The sequence below is a fragment of the Bacillus sp. V2I10 genome (assembly GCF_030817055.1).
Lineage (GTDB): Bacteria > Bacillota > Bacilli > Bacillales > Bacillaceae > Bacillus_P.
Window position 1 is genome coordinate 78,152 of record NZ_JAUSYV010000002.1, and the last position, 20,425, is coordinate 98,576.

The following is a 20,425-nucleotide window of genomic DNA, read 5'->3' on the forward strand; positions in this document are numbered from 1 at the left end:
TTAATTTGCTGCAATCCCATGGTCATATCTCTGGAGATGAATTTCTGATTTTTTAAATACTTTTTCAAGCAGAATGGCAATAATATAGTAGATAATAGATAAGGATATATAGACCTCTAACGCATGCGCTGTTGCAGCAATCAGCGTATCACCCCTGCCAAGCATATCCATTACTCCAATTGTAAACGCAAGGGATGTGTCTTTTAGAAAACCAATGACAGAGTTCCCGAAATTAGGAAATGCAATTAAAAGAGCCTGGGGCAGAATAATTCGATAAAACGTCTGCCTTTTATTCATTCCAATGCTGTATGCAGCTTCTTCCTGACCTTTTTCTACGCTTGCTACACTGCCGCGGATAATTTCCGAAAATGTCGCACCGCTGCTTAACGCATACGTAATTATGACAAAGTTCATAGGGTTCATACGAGTAATATCAACACCGACAACCTGCAGAATTGCAGGCAAACCATAGTAAATTAAGAACAATTGAATGATGATAGGTGTACCCCGCATAAATGAAACAAATAGGATAGCCGCTCGATTTAAACCTGGAATTTTATATATTCTGGGGATCGCAATCATAAAACCTATAACGATTCCTAAAAGGATGGAAAACACTAATATAAACAAGGTAATGTGCAAATACGAAAGCAGTTTTGGAATAAAATCCAGGATAAGGGTGAAATCAAATGCTTTACCCATTATTCAATCCCCCCTTTAATTTGATTCAACTGAATAATCATCTCCAAGCCACTTTTTGCTCAGTTTGGTCAGTGTTCCATTTTCTTTAAGCTTCTTAAGTGCTTCATCAACTTGTTCCTGCAACTCCGTTTCCGCCTTATTAAACAAGAAATACACCTTAGAATTTATAATGATATCACCAACAACCTTTTGCTCTGCGTCAACGGCTTTATTGCTGAAGTCTACCGCAAACGGCGTGGCAAGTGTCGCACCTACACGGCCTTTTTTCAACTGCGTGGTTGCATCGTCTGATCCCTGACCAGCATAAACAATATTGATTTTATTGCCGTGTTCTTTATTGTATTTCTCCAAAAAGACAGCCGCATTGCTTGTGGCACCAACTATGATTTTTCTGCCATTTAAGTCATCAAGCGTTTCGATGTCATCGGTTTTCTCATTGACAGTGATATAAAGCGGTGAATAATTGTATGTTTCATCATTAAATAAGAATTTCTTTTTTCTTTCTTCATTCTGAGCCATATTATGGGCAATCATATCAATCTTCTTCGTTTCGAGACTTAAGAGAAGATTAGAGAATTCCATGGTGTTAAAATCGAATTCATAATCAGGTAAGAGCTTATCCATGGCGCGGATAACTTCCACGTCGTACCCGGTTAATTTCCCATTTTCATCAATAAAACAAATGTTGGGGAACTGGGTCCCAGTTCCAACCACCACTTTTTTCACTTCACCGTTTTTATCCCCACCTTCAGCATTCATCGTTTGTTTTCCACCGCATCCTGCGGTAATAGCAAGTAAAAGAATAAACATTAAGATAGGTCCTATTTTTCTCATTCCAGCCTCCTGATTAACCAGTTTTTAGTTGGACACTGTATAATCAGCACCAAGCCATTTAGTGCTAAGTTCTGTCAGCGAACCGTCTTTTTTGATTTCCTTTAATGCGCCGTCTACTTTATCCCTAAGCTCCTTGTCGCCTTTTTGAAGCAAAAAGAACACTTTAGAATTAGATAGTGCTGGACCGACGACTTTTTGCTGTGCATCTGCTGCATCATTTAGAAAATCAACTGCAAATGGAGTGCTGATGGTTGCATCTGCTCTTCCCGTTTTAAGCTGCGTTTTTGTATCATCTGATCCTTGACCAGAATAAACGATATTAATTTTTCCGCCATTCTCTTTATTGTACTTTTCAATCAGAACAGCAGAATTGCTTGTCGCACCAACAATCACTTTCTTTCCTGCTAGATCCTCAACGGACTTAATGTCCTGATTATCCTGGTGGACAACAACATTCAGAGGAAACACATTATAAGGTTCATTGTTGAATAGGAATTTTTCCTTTCTTTCTTCATTTACCTCCATTTGGTGGGCAATAAGATCAATTTTTTTAGTTTCAAGACTTAAAAGCAGATTTGAAAACTCCATCGTTTTGAACTCAAACTCATAATCAGGGAGACGTTTATCAATTTCACGGACAATCTCTACGTCATACCCTGTTAATTTTCCTTTATCATCCAAGAAGCAAATGTTGGGAAACTGTGTACCTGTCCCCACTATGATTTTCTTCACATTATTCTCAGCCTCTGCTTTGCCTCCAGATGCCGTGTCGGAGATAGAACCGCATCCTGTAAGCAAAATTCCTAACACAATTATGACTGTACTTATATTAAGTTTTTTCATATTTCCCCCCTGATTGGTTTATTAGAAGTAACCTGTTATCCAGTCCTTTTTATCTCTAATTTTTCATGTTTTAAAAATTTTCTGCGTCTTATCTAACATTAATGCCCCTTCCGGCAATCAGGCTTTCAATCAGAGTGAAATCTTTTTCGATTACACCATGGAAAATATGATTTGAACCAATTTCTACTACAGGTACATGACGAATGCCATATTTCAGTTCAAGAATATCTCTCAGATGGTCTTTTCCTTCTACATCTACCGATGTGTACTCATACTCATTTTTTTCAAAGAATTCTTTTATCTCATCGCAATAATGACATCCTTTTCTGCTCCATAAAATGACCTTGCTTTGCTGTGGCATAGTAATCCTCAATCCTTCCTTTGATATGTTTTTAAAGATTTGATGATAATTCATGAACAAGTTCCTTTTTCAAAAACACGCCTTTTCCTTCTTCTCCGTAGTCCCTTTCATAGAATCGGACGTATCCATTCCTCTCGTACATCTCAATTAACCAAGGATGACGATCTGATGTTCCAAGTGCAACAGCCTTTGCATTTAAACGATCTCTTAATATGTCTTCAACATAGTGCAATATCCTTTTACCATATCCCTTTCCTTTAAATGCAGTGTCAACTGCAAACCACCAAACGCAAGGAAGGTCTGTAACTTCTTCAAACCTTCTGATTGTAATCGTTGATACAATCACTTGATCTACTTCTAATACGTAACAAGTGTGCTGAATGATGTTTTGTTTTACGAGCTCTAAGTCTGCTGTAGCTGCAGGAAACTTTATATTCAGCTTTCTAATAGGCTCATAGGCTCTTAGCGTTAAGCGCAAGAGCTCTTCTGCATCTTCGATCCTAGCTAATCGATAGATATGACTCATCATTTCACCCCTGCATTCAATTGCTCTAAATGATTTCTGGGTGACGTATATCTGTTTTCAGGTTTTTTCAGATCTAAATTCCCGCGGAGAGTGTCTTGCTCATAGTCATATCGGAAAAGGCCTCTATTTTGTAAAATTGGCACAATTTCGTTTGCAAAATCATCTAAACCGTCAGGCAAAACAGCACTTCCGATCATAAAACCATCTGCTGCTCCTTCTTCAAACCACTTTTGGATTAAGTTTGCAATTTTTATTGGTGTTCCCGTAAACTGACTCCTAGGTGTAGTCACTCTCAATGCAACCTCACGAAGTGTCAGATTTTCTTCTTTTGCCGTTCTTTTAATCCTGTCTGTCGTACTCTGAAAACTATTTTTTCCTAGTTCACCCAAGTCCGGGAATGGGTCATCCAGAGGAAACGTCGAAAAATCGTAATGATCAAAAAATCTTCCTAAATAATCAATCGCATTTTCTATGGTTACTAAACTTGCAATCTCTCTGTATTTCTTCTCCGCTTCCTCTTCTGTCCTTCCAATGATTGGACTAATTCCAGGGAAGATTAGGATGTCATCAGCAGCTCTCCCATATTCAACTGCTTTACGTTTTACTTTTTGATAGAATTCTTTTGCCTGTTTAATCGATTCATGTCCAGTAAAAACAGCATCTGCCTCTTTAGCAGCTAAGTTAATGCCGGCTTCAGAAGATCCTGCCTGAAAAACGACTGGATGTCCTTGCTTGGACCGGTCTATATTAAGCGGTCCTGCAATAGAGAAATATTCACCCTCGTAATTAATGCGGTGCAATTTATCAGGATTAAAAAATACACCGGATTCTTTATCTCTTATAAAAGCATCGTCTTCCCATGAATCCCATAACCCTCTTATCACTTCTAGATATTCTCCTGCAATTTTATAGCGATCCGCGTGAGTTGGATGTATTTTTTTGCTGTAATTTAAGGCTGAGCCTTCAAGTGGTGATGTAACAGCATTCCAGCCTGCACGGCCGTTGCTTATTTTATCTAGAGATCCGAATTGTCTGGCTACAGTGTATGGTTCGCTGTATGAAGTAGAAAGTGTACCGACCAATCCTATACGCGAAGTAACAGAAGCAAGACTTGAAAGAATGGTGATGGGTTCAAAGCGATTCAGAAAATGAGGCAGCGATTTTTCATTTATAAACAGTCCGTCTGCAATAAATAAAAGATCAAACTTTGCATCTTCTGCTTTCAGAGCCATTTCTTTATAAAACTGGAAATTCACGCTTGCATCAGCTGTTGCATTTGGGTGTCTCCAAGACGACATGTTGCCGCCAGCACCATGCAATAAGGCTCCTAGTTTTATTTGTCTTTTCGTCATTCTGTTCCCACCTTTGTCAAAGTTTTTTTTGAATCACCTGCTTCTTCTGAAAAAGCTTCACCTAAAAGCGAATATGATTTTTGTTTAGTCTCAGCATCCACTAGAGGCGTTGAAACAATGAATTCCTTTACCCCTAAAGTTTTTTGCAGTTCTAAGACCTGTCTTCTTACTGATTCTTTCGAACCGTATATAACGGCTGCTTCTTGTTCTTCTATGGAGTAAGTTTCACCAGCCTGTTTTGCAAATTTTTCCGCCTGCTCAATGCTTTTAACCGTTACATGTCTTCCGCTTTCCAAATTCACCCTTATCAATTTGCTCTCACCCTTGAGATTTTCTGCTTCACTATCTGTATCAGCAACAATGATAGATAACGCTAAATGAAAGTCTTTATTGTTTCCTCCTACATCAAGGTAGGCTAGAAGTGCATTTTTCAGTTCATTTTGATCACTGTTGATAAATTGAGCATAAACAAATGAAATGTTCAATTCTGCCGCTAACTTCGCACTATTCTCACTCGCTCCAAGGAGAAAAAGATGCGCCGGTTCAGGCGGAATAGGATAAGCTGATACACCGTATAACTCGTGTTTCTTATGTAAGCTATTATGCATGAGACTTTTTAAATCACTTATTTTCTGCTGAATGCTTTGACCATCGTTCATACGATTTTGCTGCAGCGCTCTTGTGGAAAGAGGCAGCCCTCCTGGTGCTTTTCCTATTCCTAGATCAACTCTGCCTGGAGCTAACGATGACAAAACGTTGAAGATTTCAGCAACTTTATAAGGACTGTAATGTTGAAGCATAACTCCGCCAGAACCTATTCGAATCTGTTTTGTTTTTGCCAGTAAGTAGGAAATGAGGGCTTCTGGCGCAGAGCCAGCTAATTCCTCTGAATTATGATGCTCAGATACCCAAAAACGGTGATAACCCCACTTCTCGGCGAGTATTGCTAGCTCAACTGTTTGTTTTAATGCATCAGCTGCTGTTTCATTTTCTCCAATAGGACTTTGATCAAGAATGCTTAATTTTATAGACACTTTTTCTTCCTCCTATAAACATTTCCTTTAGGTAAGTCCTCACTGCCTTTTCTATTGTGCCACCAGAGACCAGTCAGAAAAGGAAGGTACAAAAAAGGCCCCCCAGATAAGATTGCATATCTTATCTGGAGCGCCTCCGGTTGACCAGTGGGCATTACATGTTAATTCACTGCGTTGAATTCTGAAAATTTAGATCTATTGAAAGAATAATAATCCTATTTTTCCGATAAATCAAGTGGGTTTTATAAAAATATTTTCGGACTATAAATAGGTCTATTAATCAATGCAGAAAAATTCAGCTGTGTTCTGGTCAGCTGTGTTCAACATTTTTTATCACAAAGTGATTTTCAGGGAATTTCAGACCTAAGTTCTCCCGAAGAGTAACACCTTCATACTCCGATCGAAATAAACCCCTTTCTTGAAGAATAGGCACGACTAATTCAATAAATTCCGTCAGAGAATCAGGTAAAATAGAAGGTATAATCATATATCCATCCGCTGCTCCGCCTTTAAACCACCGTTCTAGCTCATCAGCGACCTTTTCAGGCGTTCCAATAAAGTTAGCTTTTGGAGCAGCATTACTCACCTTGTTATAAAGCTCACCGACTGTGGGATTCTCCTCCCGAATAATACGCTGTATTTTTTCATAATCACTTTTAATGCTGTTAACCTCTCTCCAAGGAATTTCAGAAGCAGGGGTATCATGTTTAAATTGTGTCAAATCTATATTTCCAACATATCCAGATAAAAACCTTAGAGCTTGTTCAGGCATCAGTACATCCTCAAGCTGACGGAGTTTCTCTTCTGCCTCCTGTTCTGTTCTTCCAATTACAGGATTTATTCCTTGCAGGATAAGAAGATCATCTTTTGTACGTCCGAATTGGCTTAGTTTATTCTTCAACTGAAGATAAAAGGCACGAGCTTCTTCAAAATCAGCTTTATGGCTAAATACAACTTCAGCACTTCGGGCTGCAAGTTTTTGACCTGGTTCAGATGATCCGGCTTGAAAAATGACAGGGTGGCCTTGTGGAGATCTCCCAATATTAAGAGGTCCCCTGACATTAAAGTAGGTCCCCTCGTGATTTAACACATGCACTTTTTTTTCATCATAAAATTGACCAGATTCTTTATCGCGAATAAATGCATCATCCTCCCAAGAATCCCAAAGTCCTTTCACTACATCAAAAAATTCCTCTGCCATTTTATATCGTTCATCATGAACAACATGTTTCTTTCGGCTGAAATTTAGAGCTGTTAGACCAGTTGCATCAGCTGTTGTGACTAAATTCCATCCTGCCCTTCCATTGCTTATATGGTCAATCGAGGCGAATTGTCGTGCAAGGATATAGGGTTCGCTATATGTAGTTGAGGCTGTTGCTATTACACCAATCTGACTCGTGGACCCAGCGATTGCAGTAATTAAAATGGCTGGGTCAAATCGATTCAAAATATGAGGGTGTGAGTTTGCATCAATAGCTAAACTATCCGCAATAAAAACAGCATCAAATTTTCCGCGTTCTGCTTCTTGTGAAATTTTCTTATAAAAGGAAACATTAATGCTGGCATCTGCTTGAACATGAGGAAGACGCCATGATCCGAGATGCATGCCCGAACCAACAATATAAACGGCAAATTTCATGTTTTTGTGTTTAGCCATATAAATCATCCCTTCACAAATGGGCAGTATCAGATAATTCCAGTAACGAGTTGTCTACCAGCCTTCAATAAAGCGTCTATATTAATTATTTACGATTTCTTCAACTGGTTTTTTCACTGGGATTTTGGTTCCGCCAAATTCCTTCTTTATGAATTCCTGAACTTCTTTCGAATGATAAATACTACTTAATTTATTTAGGTTTTCATTTTTTTCGTTTTCTTTTTGAGTAACAAGAATATTAATATTAGCCTGTGTATCTTGATTGATTTCTTCATGATAAATAGAATCTTTAATAGAATTCAGTCCAGCATCAAGAGCGACGCTGTTTCCAATTAAGGAGGCATCTACATCAGGGAGTGACCTTGCTGTCGATGATCCGTCTACCGGAACAAATTTAATATTTTTAGGGTTTTCTACAATATCTTGAATTGTTCCAAATGAATCAAAATCATCCTTTAACGTAATGACACCTGCATTTCGCAATACGCGAAGAGCTCGAGCTGTATTTGCTGGATCATTAGGAATGGCAATTTCAGCATTTTCCGGAAGTTCTTCAACTGATTTCAAGTCTTTAGAATAAATACCCATTGGTTCTAAATAAGTTGTTGCTATTGCGACTAAATCTGCATTTTTACTTTTCACATAATCTTGAAAATATGATAGTGATTGAAAAGCATTTACATCAAGAATTCCATCATTAGTAGCTTCGTTAATTTGCAGACCGTCATTAAATTTTTTTACTTCAATCTCAATACCGGCTTCTTTAGCTGCTTTTGATTTTGAGATAAAGTTCCATACTTGAGCATCTGATCCTGATGATCCTACGATAATTTTGTTATTTTCAGATGCATTTGAGCTTAGGTTGCATGCTGATAAGATAACGAATATGATTCCGGCTAGAAGTGTAATTGATAATTTTTTCATTTTTATCTCCCTTTTTCAATCTTTTATTAAATCCTTAATATTTTCGCCATCACCACCCTTCAAAAATTGAGTAAAATAAAAACCCCTTCTAAAAATAAGAAAGAGTTTCGGTTTAAAACGAATATCTCATCTTATCTTTCAAGCACATTCATGCTTGTTGGAATTGGCACAGTACTTTATAAAAGCCTGTTGCCGAGGTTTCATAGGGCCATTCCCTCCACCTCTCTAAATAAGAATATATGTTTTTATGCATTCCTAAATGAACTCATCTCCTCCTTAGTTAATGTTGATAAATACACGAAAGGCTTCCATCTCAAGTTCTCAGGGTACTTGAATGAAAGCCTCTGGTTTTCCAGTGAGCGAATTTCTATTGAAAAATTTGTTAATATCAAATTAATACAATAAATCAGATGTGTCAAGTCGGAATTTAAAATAATAGTTAGTTTTTATACTACTCAATGAATATATCAATTATATAGAATGGTCATAAGATATTCTTAATTACTTCAAAGAAATCATCAAAGCACGTGCATCTGCATCTAATTTCTTTTTAGCATTGCTTGAAATGAAGCCTTGTGATGACTTACTGTGTAAATGCTTTAGGAAATCATTCATATATTTGACACTCTTTTGATTGTCGTCCTTTTCTGTATAACTCTGCTTTGAAAGCTTTAAATCGTTATTCAAAAGATCCTTCAGCTTCCCTTTCAATTCACCGGATTCCGCAAAATCATCCAACACTTTTTGGATTATGTCAAAATCGGAAGAAAGGTCCTTTCCGAGAAACTCCACTTCTGCCAATGAAGTACTTGAATGGCCTCCATTTTCAGTAATTTCCACCTTATAAAAAACGAATTTTCCTGGATGCTTAATTGTAAAGGCGCGCGTATAGAGACGCCATTCGAATTTTTCATTTTTTCTTTCATCAAGGACAGTCCACGACTTGCCATCATTTGAGCCTTTTACCACCCAGCTTTTTGGGTCTGCTGCTTGTGAATTCGCATCATTGGTAAGGCTTGCTCCAGAAGTAAAGGTGTACATTTTGGCCTGTTGCTTCCGTGCCTTAAATTGATATTGAACAGACGGGTTTTGGCTGTTAAACGTCGTTCTCGTTGAAGAGGTATTGTCGAATAACGGATCTACTCTATTGCTTTCTCCATCTGTTGCACTTCCTGGTTCTGGCATCGTCAGGTCTTTCAATGGTTTTGGTGATAAGGTTGATCCATCGGTATTACCTGGAGTGATGGAGTTTGGTATGTCTTTTTCTCCGCTGCCCCACTTCGAAGGCTTGGATCCCATGTCAAAATCTAGTCTTGCACCATTTGAAAGGTCAGTGTGCATAATGTAATTTTTGGTATGGTCTTTGCCATTTAATTTTAAGCCTTGGACATATTTATTGTCCTTGCTGTTATTAGGTGCGTTGATGACGATTTTTTTCCCATTCTCTAAATGGATCGTCGCTTTCTTAAACAAAGGTGCCCCTATGGCGTATTCCGGGCTTCCCATTTTCAACGGATAGAAACCAAGTGCACTGAAGATCTGCCACGCGGACATCTCTCCATTATCTTCATCACCAGCATATCCTTGCCCGATTTCACTTCCAATGTATAGGCGGTCCAATGCTTCACGAACCTTCTCCTGTGTCTTCCAAGGCTCGGCAGTATAATTGTACATATACATGATATGGTGAGATGGTTGGTTGCTGTGTCCATACATCCCCATACGGACATCTCTCGCTTCCCTCATTTCATGAATGACACCGCCATAGTGACCAGCAAACAATCCTGTTTCTGGCGTATTAAAGAACTCATCCAGCTTGCTGCTTAATCCTTTTTTACCATCATACAGGTTAGCAAGTCCTTGCCCATCCTGTGGTGCATGGAAGGCCATATTCCAGGCATTTGTTTCTGTGTAATCCCCGCCCCATTCACGCTCATCAAATTCTTCTGCCGTTGATCTCCACTCACCGGATGCATTCCTTCCCATGAAGAAGTCTACTTCCGGATTGAACATGTTGACATAGTTCTGGGCTCGGCTGAGATAATAGTTAGCATCAGCTTGATAATTAGATAAATATAGGTCTTTTTTGTCTGCTTGCTTATCAAGTGCCTTTGCAAGATTTGCAATGGCATAATCGTTGATGTATCCATCCATGGCCCAAGACATTCCTTCACCAGTTGAGGTATTGGTATAGCCATCAAACACGGATGTAGCCATTCCTTTTCGACCCGTTCCTGGATTCGGGCTTACAACTGCAGCATTCCGGACAGCCGATTGGTAGAAGCTTTTTACATCAAAATTTTTGACCCCTTTAAGATAAGCATCCGCAAATGCCACATCGGAGCTAGTTCCTACCATAAGGTTGGCATAGCCAGGGGAGGACCATCTTGAAATCCAACCGCCGTCCCTGTATTGCTGGACGAATCCGTCAATCATTTCCCCTGCCTTGGTAGGAGTTAATAGAGAGTAGGCCGGCCAGGTGGTCCGGTACGTATCCCAGAAACCATTGTTTACATACGTTTTACCGTCTACAACTTTAGCACCGGTTTCTGTTGGTGTGTTTTGTCCGGATGCAGGGGAAAACGGGCTTGCATACTTATATTCAGGTTTTTTCGTTGTACCCACGTTTTCGTACCCTGAGTTTGGATATAAGAATAGACGGTACATATTTGAGTATAAAGTGACTAATTGATCTTCACTTGCTCCTTCGATTTCAATGATTTTTAATTTATCTTCCCATTTCTTTTGCGCTTTTTCTTTTATCGTTTCGAACGTGTCTGAAGACTTGATTTCCTGTTCCAGGTTTTTCTTAGCTTGTTCCACAGAAATCAGTGAGGTTGCAATCTTCATCGTGACCACCTTATCACTTTTTCCTTTTGTATCAAAGCGAATGAACCCAGTAACATTATCTCTGCCTTCTCCAGAAAGCTTACCGCTGTCAATAATCGGCTTATCAAATGTAGCATAAACGAACATCCGGGTGGCTCCTGCAGAAAGGCTGCCGCTTTTCACATCAGAGTAGCCTGTGATTTCCCCTGTTTCTGCTTTGATTGTAAGGCCGCCATTATTATTGACATTGTCAAAAATAAGGCTTGAGGTATCACCTGTAAATGTGAAACGCTGCATTGCCGCATGATCGGTCGGCGAAATTTCCGTCCGAATGCCGTTTTCGAATTTTACGCTGTAATAATGAGGCTTTGCGATTTCATTTGAATGTTTAAACGCTAATGCACGTTCTTTCTTATTCGCGCTAGGCTTTGCGTCTGTAGAATTAGACGGCATCACTTGGAACGTCTGGCGGTCACCCATCCATGGACTTGGCTCATGGCTTAAAGAGAATGACTGAATTTCCGGAAGGTTATCCGCATTATTATTTTGATTATAGCTGTAGAGCCAGCTTGTGGAATCTGCGTTTGTTGCAGGAGTCCAGAAGTTGAATCCATGAGGCACCGCTACAGCAGGAAAATTGTTTCCTCTTGAGAAAGTACTATTTGATTGAGTTCCTCTCAAAATATCCACATAATCTGTAAGACTAGTGTACTTTTTCTTTACTGGATTTCCAGTAATTTTGATATCATCGACAGTGCCCTTAAAGGCTGTAGGCCCTTTAGGATTATCATAAGCTACGAGAATCCGGTCAATCGTTTTACCTGCAGCTACCTCACCTATATTGGATTCTTTATAATTCCACTGATTGACATACAGTGTTTTCGATTTCCCCTGATCTTGTGGATTAAGCTTGATACCATGCTGATCCAACGCATCAAGATCGTGAAGATAGGACCCATCAGTAAACGCAAGGTCTATCGATGCATAAGTGCTTGAATAATCCGTCTGTTCGCTGTCTGTAAACTCCGGATGAATGTAATATGAAAGTTCTGTATCGCGGGTGATATTAAGATTTACATCGTACACTTTGTTGTAGGAATATGCTCTTTGATCCGTTAAATGAGTACCGGAATAGGTGAACGCTTTCGTACCTGTCCATCCAGCTTTTGTTTTAGCAGTATATGAACTTGTCGGGCCATCACTTATTTCTGATTTCATGTCTGCAGGCGGGGGTGGTGGTACGTCAATTCCGTTGGAGAGGGCGATTTCCGCAAGCTGTGTAATACCATCCCCAGCGTTTTTAGTAATATCAATCCGGTAATAGGAGTATTTATTATCATTCTTGAATTCATAAAGGTTCCTCTGAAAACGCTTAATAAAGTCTTCATCCGTCCTCTTATCCAGGCTTACCCAGTTCTCACCATCGTTAGAGCCTGAAAGTGTCCACTCTTTTGGGTCTCTGCCATCAGCATCATTAGCAGAAGTTAAAGCATATTTTACAACAGTCTCTGGTTCAGAAAGCTTTAGTTCGATTGATGCTGTCGGTTCAAAAGCTAGCCATTTCGTATTCACATCTCTGTCCGTTAATTTTTCATCCGTTTCATTCGGCGGGTTATTTGCGCTGGCGGTTGCTTTCACTACTTTATGTGTAATATCCCCCTGAATGCCATCGTATTGAATGTTACCATCAATACCTAAGGAAATTTTTTTTCCTTTTGCATCGGTTTCTACGTGGTTTTGCCAGGTCGGCTGTGGATTCTCTTCCTCAAATGACGTGAAGAAGTCGTTTGCAGTTTTTGTTTGTGATTCGGCAGAAACATTCTGAGCAGTCGGATTATATAAGATTCCTGCCAGTAAAGCCGAACAGGTCAGAACATATAAACCTTTCTTAACGTTTTTTCTGTTCAATTAATTCACACCTCCATTAGATTATTATTCAAAACAGCAATGAAAAAGTTATTGCACCCCCCTATAACTTTATGATTATTTAGAGATAACAGGCCTCCATTTGGCCAGTCATCTTAAATACTTGTCACCCTTTTACTGATCCCGCAAGTAATCCCTTTACAAAAAACTTCCCTAAGAAAATATAGACTAATAGGGTGGGAAGGGCAGCGAGCAGTGCCCCAGCCATTTGTACATTCCATTGAACGATTTGGCTTCCTGATAAATTCTGAAGGGCGACCATAATCGGCTGTTGGCTGGAAGTCGTGATAGTCACGGCAAACAAGAACTCATTCCAGATGTTCGTGAACTGCCAGATGGCGACCACAACAAATCCAGTAATTGAAAGTGGAATCATGATATAACGGAAAATCCGGATAAACCCCGCTCCGTCAATCTTGGCTGATTCTATCATTTCGTCCGGAATGCTAGCATAGAAGTTTCGGAACATAAGAGTGGTGATCGGGATCCCATAAACCACGTGTACAAAAACGAGTCCCGCGATGGTATTGTACAATCCAATTTCCCGCAGGAATTGAATCATCGGAATTAGGATGCTTTGGTAGGGAATAAACATCCCAAATAGAATTAAGGTAAATACAGTGTCTGCGCCTTTGAACTTCCATTTGGATAAAATATAGCCATTCAAGGATCCCAAAAGTGCCGATAAAAGCGTGGCCGGAATGACGAGATAAAAAGAGTTCAATAGGTTAGGTGCAAGCTTAGTAAACGCCACAGAATAACTGCTGAAATCAAGTGTTGCAGGCAGCTTCCACATCTCTGTCAAGGTGACTTGGTCCAAAGGCTTCAAACTGGTCACGATCATGACATAGACTGGCATCAGGAATAAAAGGCTGATTCCGACTAACATAAAATATAACAACGGTTTGGTAACGGTTCTAATTGTCATTTGGATTCCCCCTTTCTACTGGAGATCAGATAAGGAACAATAAAGATAGCTACCGAAATAAGCATAACGATGGCGATCGCTGCACCATTTGCATAATAGTTTCCTCGGAAGGTCGTCTCAAACATGTAAACACCGGGAACATCGGTGACAAAGTTTGCCCCTGAACCAGTCATCGCATATATCAGGTCAAATATTTTCAGCGAAATATGGGCCATGATGATGACAACACTTACCGTAATAGGCCGAAGCAAAGGCAGGATGATATTACGGTAAATTTGAAATTCCGTAGCACCGTCCATTCTCGCAGCCTCTCTAATCTCATCAGGAATTCCCCTAAGGCCTGCTAAATACATTGCAACCGAGAACCCTGTCATCTGCCATACTGCCGCAATGACTACAGCAATAATAGCGACAGGGATCCCAAATTCGATTTTCCCCCACTTAAATCCGGCTAATATATTCGTATCGGTATACCATCTTGAATCAAGCCCGATTTTTGTCAAAAAGAGGTTAACTCCTGTCGAAGGATTCAACAACCATTGCCACACGACTCCTGTTACGACGAAAGATAATGCCATGGGGAAGAAAAAGATATTCCGGAAGAGCGATTCTCCCTTGATTTTTTGATCTAATAAAACCGCAAGGAACTGACCAATAATTATGATTGCCGCAATGAATAAGACGGTAAAAACAATAGTATTGCGCAAATCAGCCTGAAAACGAAAATCGTTAAATAAAAATTGATAGTTTTTAAATCCTGCAAATGAGAAATCCGGAACGAGAGAATTCCAATTACTGAGTGATACATAACCCGTCCAGCTGATGAATCCGTATACGAAGACCGTAATGAAAAGAATAGATGGCAAGATAAATGCAATGGCTAGAAGATGGTCTTTCGTTAGCTTTTTCTTTCTTTTGCTGTATAGTCCAATGGACGTTCCGGTCGTTTGGGTTTGTTTGATGATGGGCTGCTGCATCCCTCTGCCTCCTTTAATGAGAAAAAAGAAAAGAGGAAGCAAAAAATCTCATCCTCTTTTAGATGGTTATTTCAATTCAGAAGAAGCTGCTGTTAGGGTTTCCACAAACCCCTTCACATCTTTCTGTGTCACAAAAATATTGACCGCCTGATTGACCTTGGTCAGATAGCCCTCAGGTGCTGCTGAGCCATGGGCCAAGCTTGCAGCTAATTTTGCTTCTTTAAATTCTTCAATCGTATCCTTTCCATACTGATCATATTTAGAAACGTCTGCATCCGTACGGGCAGGAATCGAACCTTTTAATGGGTTAAAGGCGTCCTGGCCCTCCACAGAGCCTAATACAGCAAGGAATTTCTTCACATCATCCGGATTCTTGACGCCTTTTGGAAGCCCGAACGTATCAGTCACAACCATGAATTGCCCTTCTGTATCAGGTGTTGTAATATATCCAAAGTCTTCATTGACTTTGAGCTTCAAGTCATTCACAAAGTAACCTTTTGCCCAGTCGCCCATGACATTCATTGCTGCTTCTCCATTTGCCACTAATTGGGAGGCATCTTGCCAGTTCCGTGAGCTATGGTCTTCGTTGATGTATGAAAGCATTTTCTTGAACGTTTCAACCGCCTCGACTACGTTTTTGTCGTCAAGTGCAAGTTCACCCTTCCAAAGTTTGGTGTATTCCTCGGCTCCAAGCTTGCCTAACAATACAGTTTCAAATAAATGGGTAGCTGTCCAAGACTCTTTATCACCCAGCGCTAACGGAGTGATACCCTTTGCTTTTAACTTATCTGCCACTTCAAAAAACTCGTCAAAAGTAGTCGGGGCTTGGAGGCCATTTTCTTCAAATAACTTTTTGTTGTACCATAGAACATTTCCGCGATGAATATTAACAGGAACGGAGTAAATCTTTCCATCCTTGCTTACCATATCTATTAAATCTTGTGGAAACTTGTCCTTTAATCCTTCTTTGTCGTATAAATCATCGATTGGTTCCATTTTACCCGCCTTTACCCATCCTTCATTCAACTCGGCTCCGCCATGGATCTGGAAGGTTGCAGGAGGATCGTTTCCTTGCATCCGGCTTGCCAGGACCGCTTTCGCATTCGTTCCGGCACCGCCTGCAACGGCTGCATTTTCAATCGGAACATCCGGGTATTTCTCTTCGAAAAGCTTTATTAGTGCTTTTAATCCATCTTCTTCACCGGCTCCGGTCCACCAGCTAAAGATTTCAATTTTCCCTGAATCCTTTTTATCTCCGCCATCCCCTGCGCTCTCTGATGAGCTGCAGGCAGAAAGAATCAAAGAAAACGCCAATAATATAGGTAACCATATCCTCTTTTTCAAGCTTTATTCCCCCTTCGTTTGTATGAAAACGTTTACAGTTACATTATAAAAAAAGATTCTAGCTAATATAGATAGAATTTTCTGCATTTTATTATGATTTTCTGTACTTTTTTAGGGTCTGAACCCCCGAACTTAAATACTTCGCTAACTTCTGCTTCAGTCACCAGAATGCTGCTTATTAAATTGCTTCGGCGAAATCAGGTAGTGTTTTTTAAATACCCTGCTAAAGTAGTTTGGATCCTTGTAGCCAATCATGTGGCTTATCTCTTTCAAACTATATGTATTTTCATTTAATAATTGTCTTGCTTTGGCAAGTCGAGCCTCAGTGAGATAATCTATAAATGTCGTTTGGGATGTCTCCTTAAAAAGCTTTGTAAAATAGGTAGGACTTAGTTTTACATGATCAGCTACCTGTTCCAGGGTGATTGGTTCTTGGTAGTACAAATCGATAAATTTTTTAGCTTTTTCAATCGGATTATTTGAATGATAAAACTCCGATACCTTCATACAGAGATTTTGTATAAATTCCTTCCATTCGACTTCTGTTTGCGGAAAAGAAAGTTGATGGATAGATATCGAAATGCCTTCCCGTACAAGCCTTTCTCTGATTTTTATATACAACTCGTTCTGTTCCATTTTTCCTAGAAGCTGCTTAACTATTGAAAGGGCTGAGGGTATTTCACCCTGAAAAACACAGAAGAATAATTCTTCTAATTCCTCAATTAACTCTTCTTTCTTAGCAAAAGGAAGACAATATAGAGTCTGGTTGTCTTTTTTCAATGCCCGAAGAGTTTGTAACGCTTCCTGATATGAATAGGGAAGTTGCTCCACTTTTGAATAAGGATATCCTATGCCAATCCAGATCCTTGTTGTGATAGCGGATACGATTTTCTTCGCTAAAACGAGCGCTTCCATCTTGGGATGCTCTTTTGTACTAATAAATAGGGTTACATACTTTTGGCCATAGTAAACAGTAATATGCGGATACGGGGAATACCGTTTCAGCAACTGCTGAAATAAATCGTCATTCCCACAATCCCCTAGATCTGCGACAAAGAAAAAACCGCTTTGCATGTCCGGATACAGTTGCCTTTGCTGTGTCAGCAATTCCTCCCTCACATCATATTGGAGAATCTTTAAGAGGAAGTTTTCCTGAGCAAAATACATATACTCTTCTTTTTGGTGTGAGACTGCTCTCTCGTTTATTATTTCTTCACAGACTCTTGATATCGCTTCCATCGTTTCTTCTTTCTTTCCCGGCTTCAAGATATATTCTTTGACGCCCTCTTTCATTGCCTCTTTGGCATATTCAAAAGAATCATAAGCCGAAACCAAGATGAATTTGATTTCCATCTTCCTTTTCCGGATCTGTCGAATGGCCTCAATTCCATCAATCCCTGGCATTTTAATATCCATTAACATAAAATCAGGTTGAAGAAGCTCTGCTAATTCAATTGCCTCCCTCCCGTTTGAAGCCTCTCCTGCCACTTTAATATCACTGAAATTTTTTTCTAGAAACATTCTCATAGCCTTGCGTTCTAGCATTTCATCATCAGCGATCACTACGTTCATATAACTTCCCCTCCTTTGGCAACAGTAATTTTATAGATGTTCCTTTCCCAGGGGCTGATAAGATCTCTATAACATGGTTGTAGTGATAAAACAGCTGAAGCCGTCGAATCACATTTATTAGACCGATACCTGTAGAATGACCTACGTGAGGAAGTTGATGTCCACTGGATGAAAAGGTTAACAAAGAATTAATCTGTTCCCCTGACATCCCTGCGCCATTGTCCCTTATTTCTACAACTGTGTTCTGTTCCTCTTTATATACGTGAAGGGATATTTCCCCTCCTTCTTCTTTACCCTCCACCCCATGAATGAAGGAGTTTTCAACCAGGGGCTGTAAGGACAGTCTCGGGATTTCAATATCTAAACATTTATCCTCTACATGCTTATGAAAGGTAATCCGATCGCCAAATCGGGTTTGCTGAATATAAAAATAGTCGGTTACGGCATCTACCTCTGCCCTTAACAATACGGATTTTTTATTATCGCCTAAACTATACCGTAATAAAGAAGAGACAGAATCTATCAAACGTGATGTATCTTCTGCATTTTCGAGATACGCCATCCTTGAAACCGTATTCAATGTATTAAATAGAAAGTGGGGATTAATCTGATTTTGCAGATGCTTTAGTTCCAATTCTTTAAACAGCCTGTCAAGCTCTGATTTCTCTTCCATTTCAATGATGTACTGACGGATATTGTCACGCATTGTATTAAACGTATTTCCGAGGAGCTTTAACTCATCATTGGATTCAATGTGAACGGCTTGACCATCAAACTTTCCAGCAGAGATTTCATTGGCTGCTCTAGATAGGCTTTGAATTGGACGGTTAATGCCCTTTGAAAACCATATTGCAAAAGAAATGGCCAGTAAGACCGTAGTATTAAACAGAAAAAAGGTAAACCACTTGAATGATTCATTTCGCTGTTCCATTCCTGCAAAGAAAGATTGATAGTCTGTTAACTCTAAATCAATTAGAGACATAGTCGTCTCTTGTAAATAAGTTGAAGTCTTTCGTGCTTCTCTCAGATGTTTCGTATATTGGACAATGTCATCACGAATGACAAATCCGACCGTCATCTCACATTCTAATATAAAATTCTTGATGGTATTGATATATTTCTGGAGTTGGATGGGGTCTAGGCTATTTTTATTCGTCTTCAGCTCTATTATGCTACTTTCTAATAAATGGCGAACCTTATGAAACTCCTGAATGGAAGTTTGATTTTTCTCAACCACATAAGCATTGGTTTTTTCATATAGAAGATTTGAATTTTGCGAAATTTGATTCATTAATAAAAAACGTTCGAAACTTGCATCATACTCTAACAAGAAAGTTCGACTGCTAAAATAAATAGAAACAGACACTACATTAAATAAAACAACAAAGGCAAAAAAGGAAAGGAGCAGCTTACTTCGTATGGTTTTCATATACAGTTCCCTTCTCATATAAGTCTTGAATGTCGTTACGGTGGATTACCCTAGTCAGGGTATGATGTAGTGTCTTACTTTCATCTCCAGTTTTTAACTGAAGCAATGCTTCAACTGATTGATATCCCATTTCATATGGGTATTGGACAACAGATGCATCTATAGAGTCTTCTTCCAATAGATGAAGTGTTTGCGGCAAAATATCAAAACCAATAATATACGTCCTCTGCTTTAATTTAAACTGATTGACCACTTGGGCAATCCCCGAACCATCAAGAGCACTAGTCCCATAAAAAGCATTTATATGAGGATGCTTCTTCAATAAATCGTATGTAGCTTGCAGTGCTCCGCTCTTTGTAATATTGGATACTTCAATATCAACCAGTTTTATACGGTTTTCCTTTTTAATTGCATCCTTGAACCCTTTTATTCGAAGCTGTTGGTTCAAAGCGTCCAACCTTCCGGTTACAATTCCGACATATTGATCTCCCTTTGTGTCGCCGATCATAGCGCTCCCTGCCTGTACTCCTGCCATATAATTATCTGAACCGACAAATGCCTTCCGCTCACTGTCAGCGACATCCGTATCAACAGTCACAATCTCTATCCCCCGTTCGAATGCTTTGTTTGTGAGCTGGTTAAAATTCGAATGAGCAATCCCTTGAATGATGATTCCATCCACCTTACCAGTAATAGTCTTATCCATAAACTTTAACTGTTCAATGTTATCAGCCTGTTTAGGGCCTAGATATTCCAAATAAACATTGTATTTTCCAGCTGCATCTCTTGCTCCTTTTTCTATTAACCTCCAGTATTCATTGTCTACTTCTTCCGATATTAAAGCGAAATGATTGTCATATTGATGAGGTGGTTTCACCCGATCCTGTGCTTCAAATGTTTTTTTTCCGTAAACAAGCATTAAGAAGAGATTGATCATAAATAGTAAAAATAAAAGAAGATAAAACCAACGTTTGAATTTCATTTCATCACCTAGTAAATATATTCATATTTTTTAAAAATTAAAAACTATTAATTATTTTATAATACCTTCGTTAAACATTGCTATATAAAGGCTTAACCAATTTAAATTCATTTAAATTCTGAAATTTAATTACGCATAATTGATATTTGCTTCTTAATCTTATTCAATACAAAAAGACTCTTCACATATTTTATGGAAAAGTCAT

Annotated in this window: 16 protein-coding genes and 1 riboswitch; all 16 genes read right to left on the reverse strand. The window is 39.2% G+C overall.

What is annotated here, in order from left to right; translation table 11 throughout:
* Positions 1–702: an amino acid ABC transporter permease gene (locus QFZ72_RS27680; RefSeq protein WP_307440207.1), complete on the reverse strand. Its 702-nt coding sequence runs from the start codon at positions 700–702 to the stop codon at positions 1–3.
* 15 nt (positions 703–717) lie between these two features.
* Positions 718–1,536 (reverse strand): amino acid ABC transporter substrate-binding protein, encoded by an 819-nt coding sequence (locus QFZ72_RS27685; RefSeq protein ID WP_307440208.1) that lies wholly within the window; start codon positions 1,534–1,536, stop codon positions 718–720.
* Positions 1,537–1,560: 24 nt separating this feature from the next.
* On the reverse strand, positions 1,561–2,379 hold the full coding sequence (locus tag QFZ72_RS27690) for an amino acid ABC transporter substrate-binding protein (protein WP_307440210.1): 819 nt from the start codon (positions 2,377–2,379) through the stop codon (positions 1,561–1,563).
* An 88-nt stretch (positions 2,380–2,467) separates the two neighbouring features.
* Positions 2,468–2,740, reverse strand: coding sequence for a glutaredoxin family protein (locus QFZ72_RS27695; RefSeq protein WP_307440212.1), 273 nt, complete (start codon positions 2,738–2,740; stop codon positions 2,468–2,470).
* A 31-nt stretch (positions 2,741–2,771) separates the two neighbouring features.
* Positions 2,772–3,266 carry a GNAT family N-acetyltransferase gene (locus tag QFZ72_RS27700; RefSeq protein ID WP_307440214.1) on the reverse strand — a complete coding sequence of 165 codons (495 nt, stop codon included), beginning with the start codon at positions 3,264–3,266 and terminating at the stop codon, positions 2,772–2,774.
* Entirely contained in the window at positions 3,266–4,618 is a 1,353-nt protein-coding gene (locus QFZ72_RS27705) for an LLM class flavin-dependent oxidoreductase (protein WP_307440216.1), read from the reverse strand. Before QFZ72_RS27705 ends, QFZ72_RS27700 begins: the two co-directional genes overlap by 1 nt.
* Positions 4,615–5,652 (reverse strand): LLM class flavin-dependent oxidoreductase, encoded by a 1,038-nt coding sequence (locus QFZ72_RS27710; RefSeq protein ID WP_307440217.1) that lies wholly within the window; start codon positions 5,650–5,652, stop codon positions 4,615–4,617. Before QFZ72_RS27710 ends, QFZ72_RS27705 begins: the two co-directional genes overlap by 4 nt.
* 310 nt (positions 5,653–5,962) lie before the next feature.
* Positions 5,963–7,309: an LLM class flavin-dependent oxidoreductase gene (locus tag QFZ72_RS27715; protein WP_307440220.1), complete on the reverse strand. Its 1,347-nt coding sequence runs from the start codon at positions 7,307–7,309 to the stop codon at positions 5,963–5,965.
* Positions 7,310–7,390: 81 nt separating this feature from the next.
* Positions 7,391–8,233: a MetQ/NlpA family ABC transporter substrate-binding protein gene (locus QFZ72_RS27720; protein ID WP_307440222.1), complete on the reverse strand. Its 843-nt coding sequence runs from the start codon at positions 8,231–8,233 to the stop codon at positions 7,391–7,393.
* 128 nt (positions 8,234–8,361) lie between these two features.
* Positions 8,362–8,469, reverse strand: a riboswitch (SAM riboswitch).
* A 265-nt stretch (positions 8,470–8,734) separates the two neighbouring features.
* Entirely contained in the window at positions 8,735–12,970 is a 4,236-nt protein-coding gene (locus tag QFZ72_RS27725; RefSeq protein WP_307440224.1) for a GH92 family glycosyl hydrolase, read from the reverse strand.
* A 124-nt stretch (positions 12,971–13,094) separates the two neighbouring features.
* The gene (locus QFZ72_RS27730; RefSeq protein ID WP_307440226.1) at positions 13,095–13,916 is read right to left on the reverse strand and encodes a carbohydrate ABC transporter permease; all 822 of its coding nucleotides are present in this window, start codon (positions 13,914–13,916) and stop codon (positions 13,095–13,097) included.
* Positions 13,913–14,893, reverse strand: a complete 981-nt coding sequence (locus QFZ72_RS27735) for a carbohydrate ABC transporter permease (protein WP_307440228.1) — start codon at positions 14,891–14,893, stop codon at positions 13,913–13,915. Before QFZ72_RS27735 ends, QFZ72_RS27730 begins: the two co-directional genes overlap by 4 nt.
* Before the next feature lie 66 nt (positions 14,894–14,959).
* Positions 14,960–16,237: an ABC transporter substrate-binding protein gene (locus QFZ72_RS27740; RefSeq protein ID WP_307440230.1), complete on the reverse strand. Its 1,278-nt coding sequence runs from the start codon at positions 16,235–16,237 to the stop codon at positions 14,960–14,962.
* A 156-nt stretch (positions 16,238–16,393) separates the two neighbouring features.
* Entirely contained in the window at positions 16,394–17,809 is a 1,416-nt protein-coding gene (locus QFZ72_RS27745) for a response regulator (protein ID WP_307440233.1), read from the reverse strand.
* A complete protein-coding gene (locus QFZ72_RS27750) occupies positions 17,790–19,238 on the reverse strand; it encodes a sensor histidine kinase (RefSeq protein WP_307440234.1) in 1,449 nt (482 codons plus the stop codon). Before QFZ72_RS27750 ends, QFZ72_RS27745 begins: the two co-directional genes overlap by 20 nt.
* Complete coding sequence (locus QFZ72_RS27755) at positions 19,219–20,220, reverse strand: sugar-binding protein (RefSeq protein ID WP_307440236.1); 1,002 nt, start codon at positions 20,218–20,220, stop codon at positions 19,219–19,221. The genes QFZ72_RS27750 and QFZ72_RS27755 overlap by 20 nt, the downstream gene beginning before the upstream one ends.
* Between the last annotated feature and the right edge of the window lie 205 nt (positions 20,221–20,425).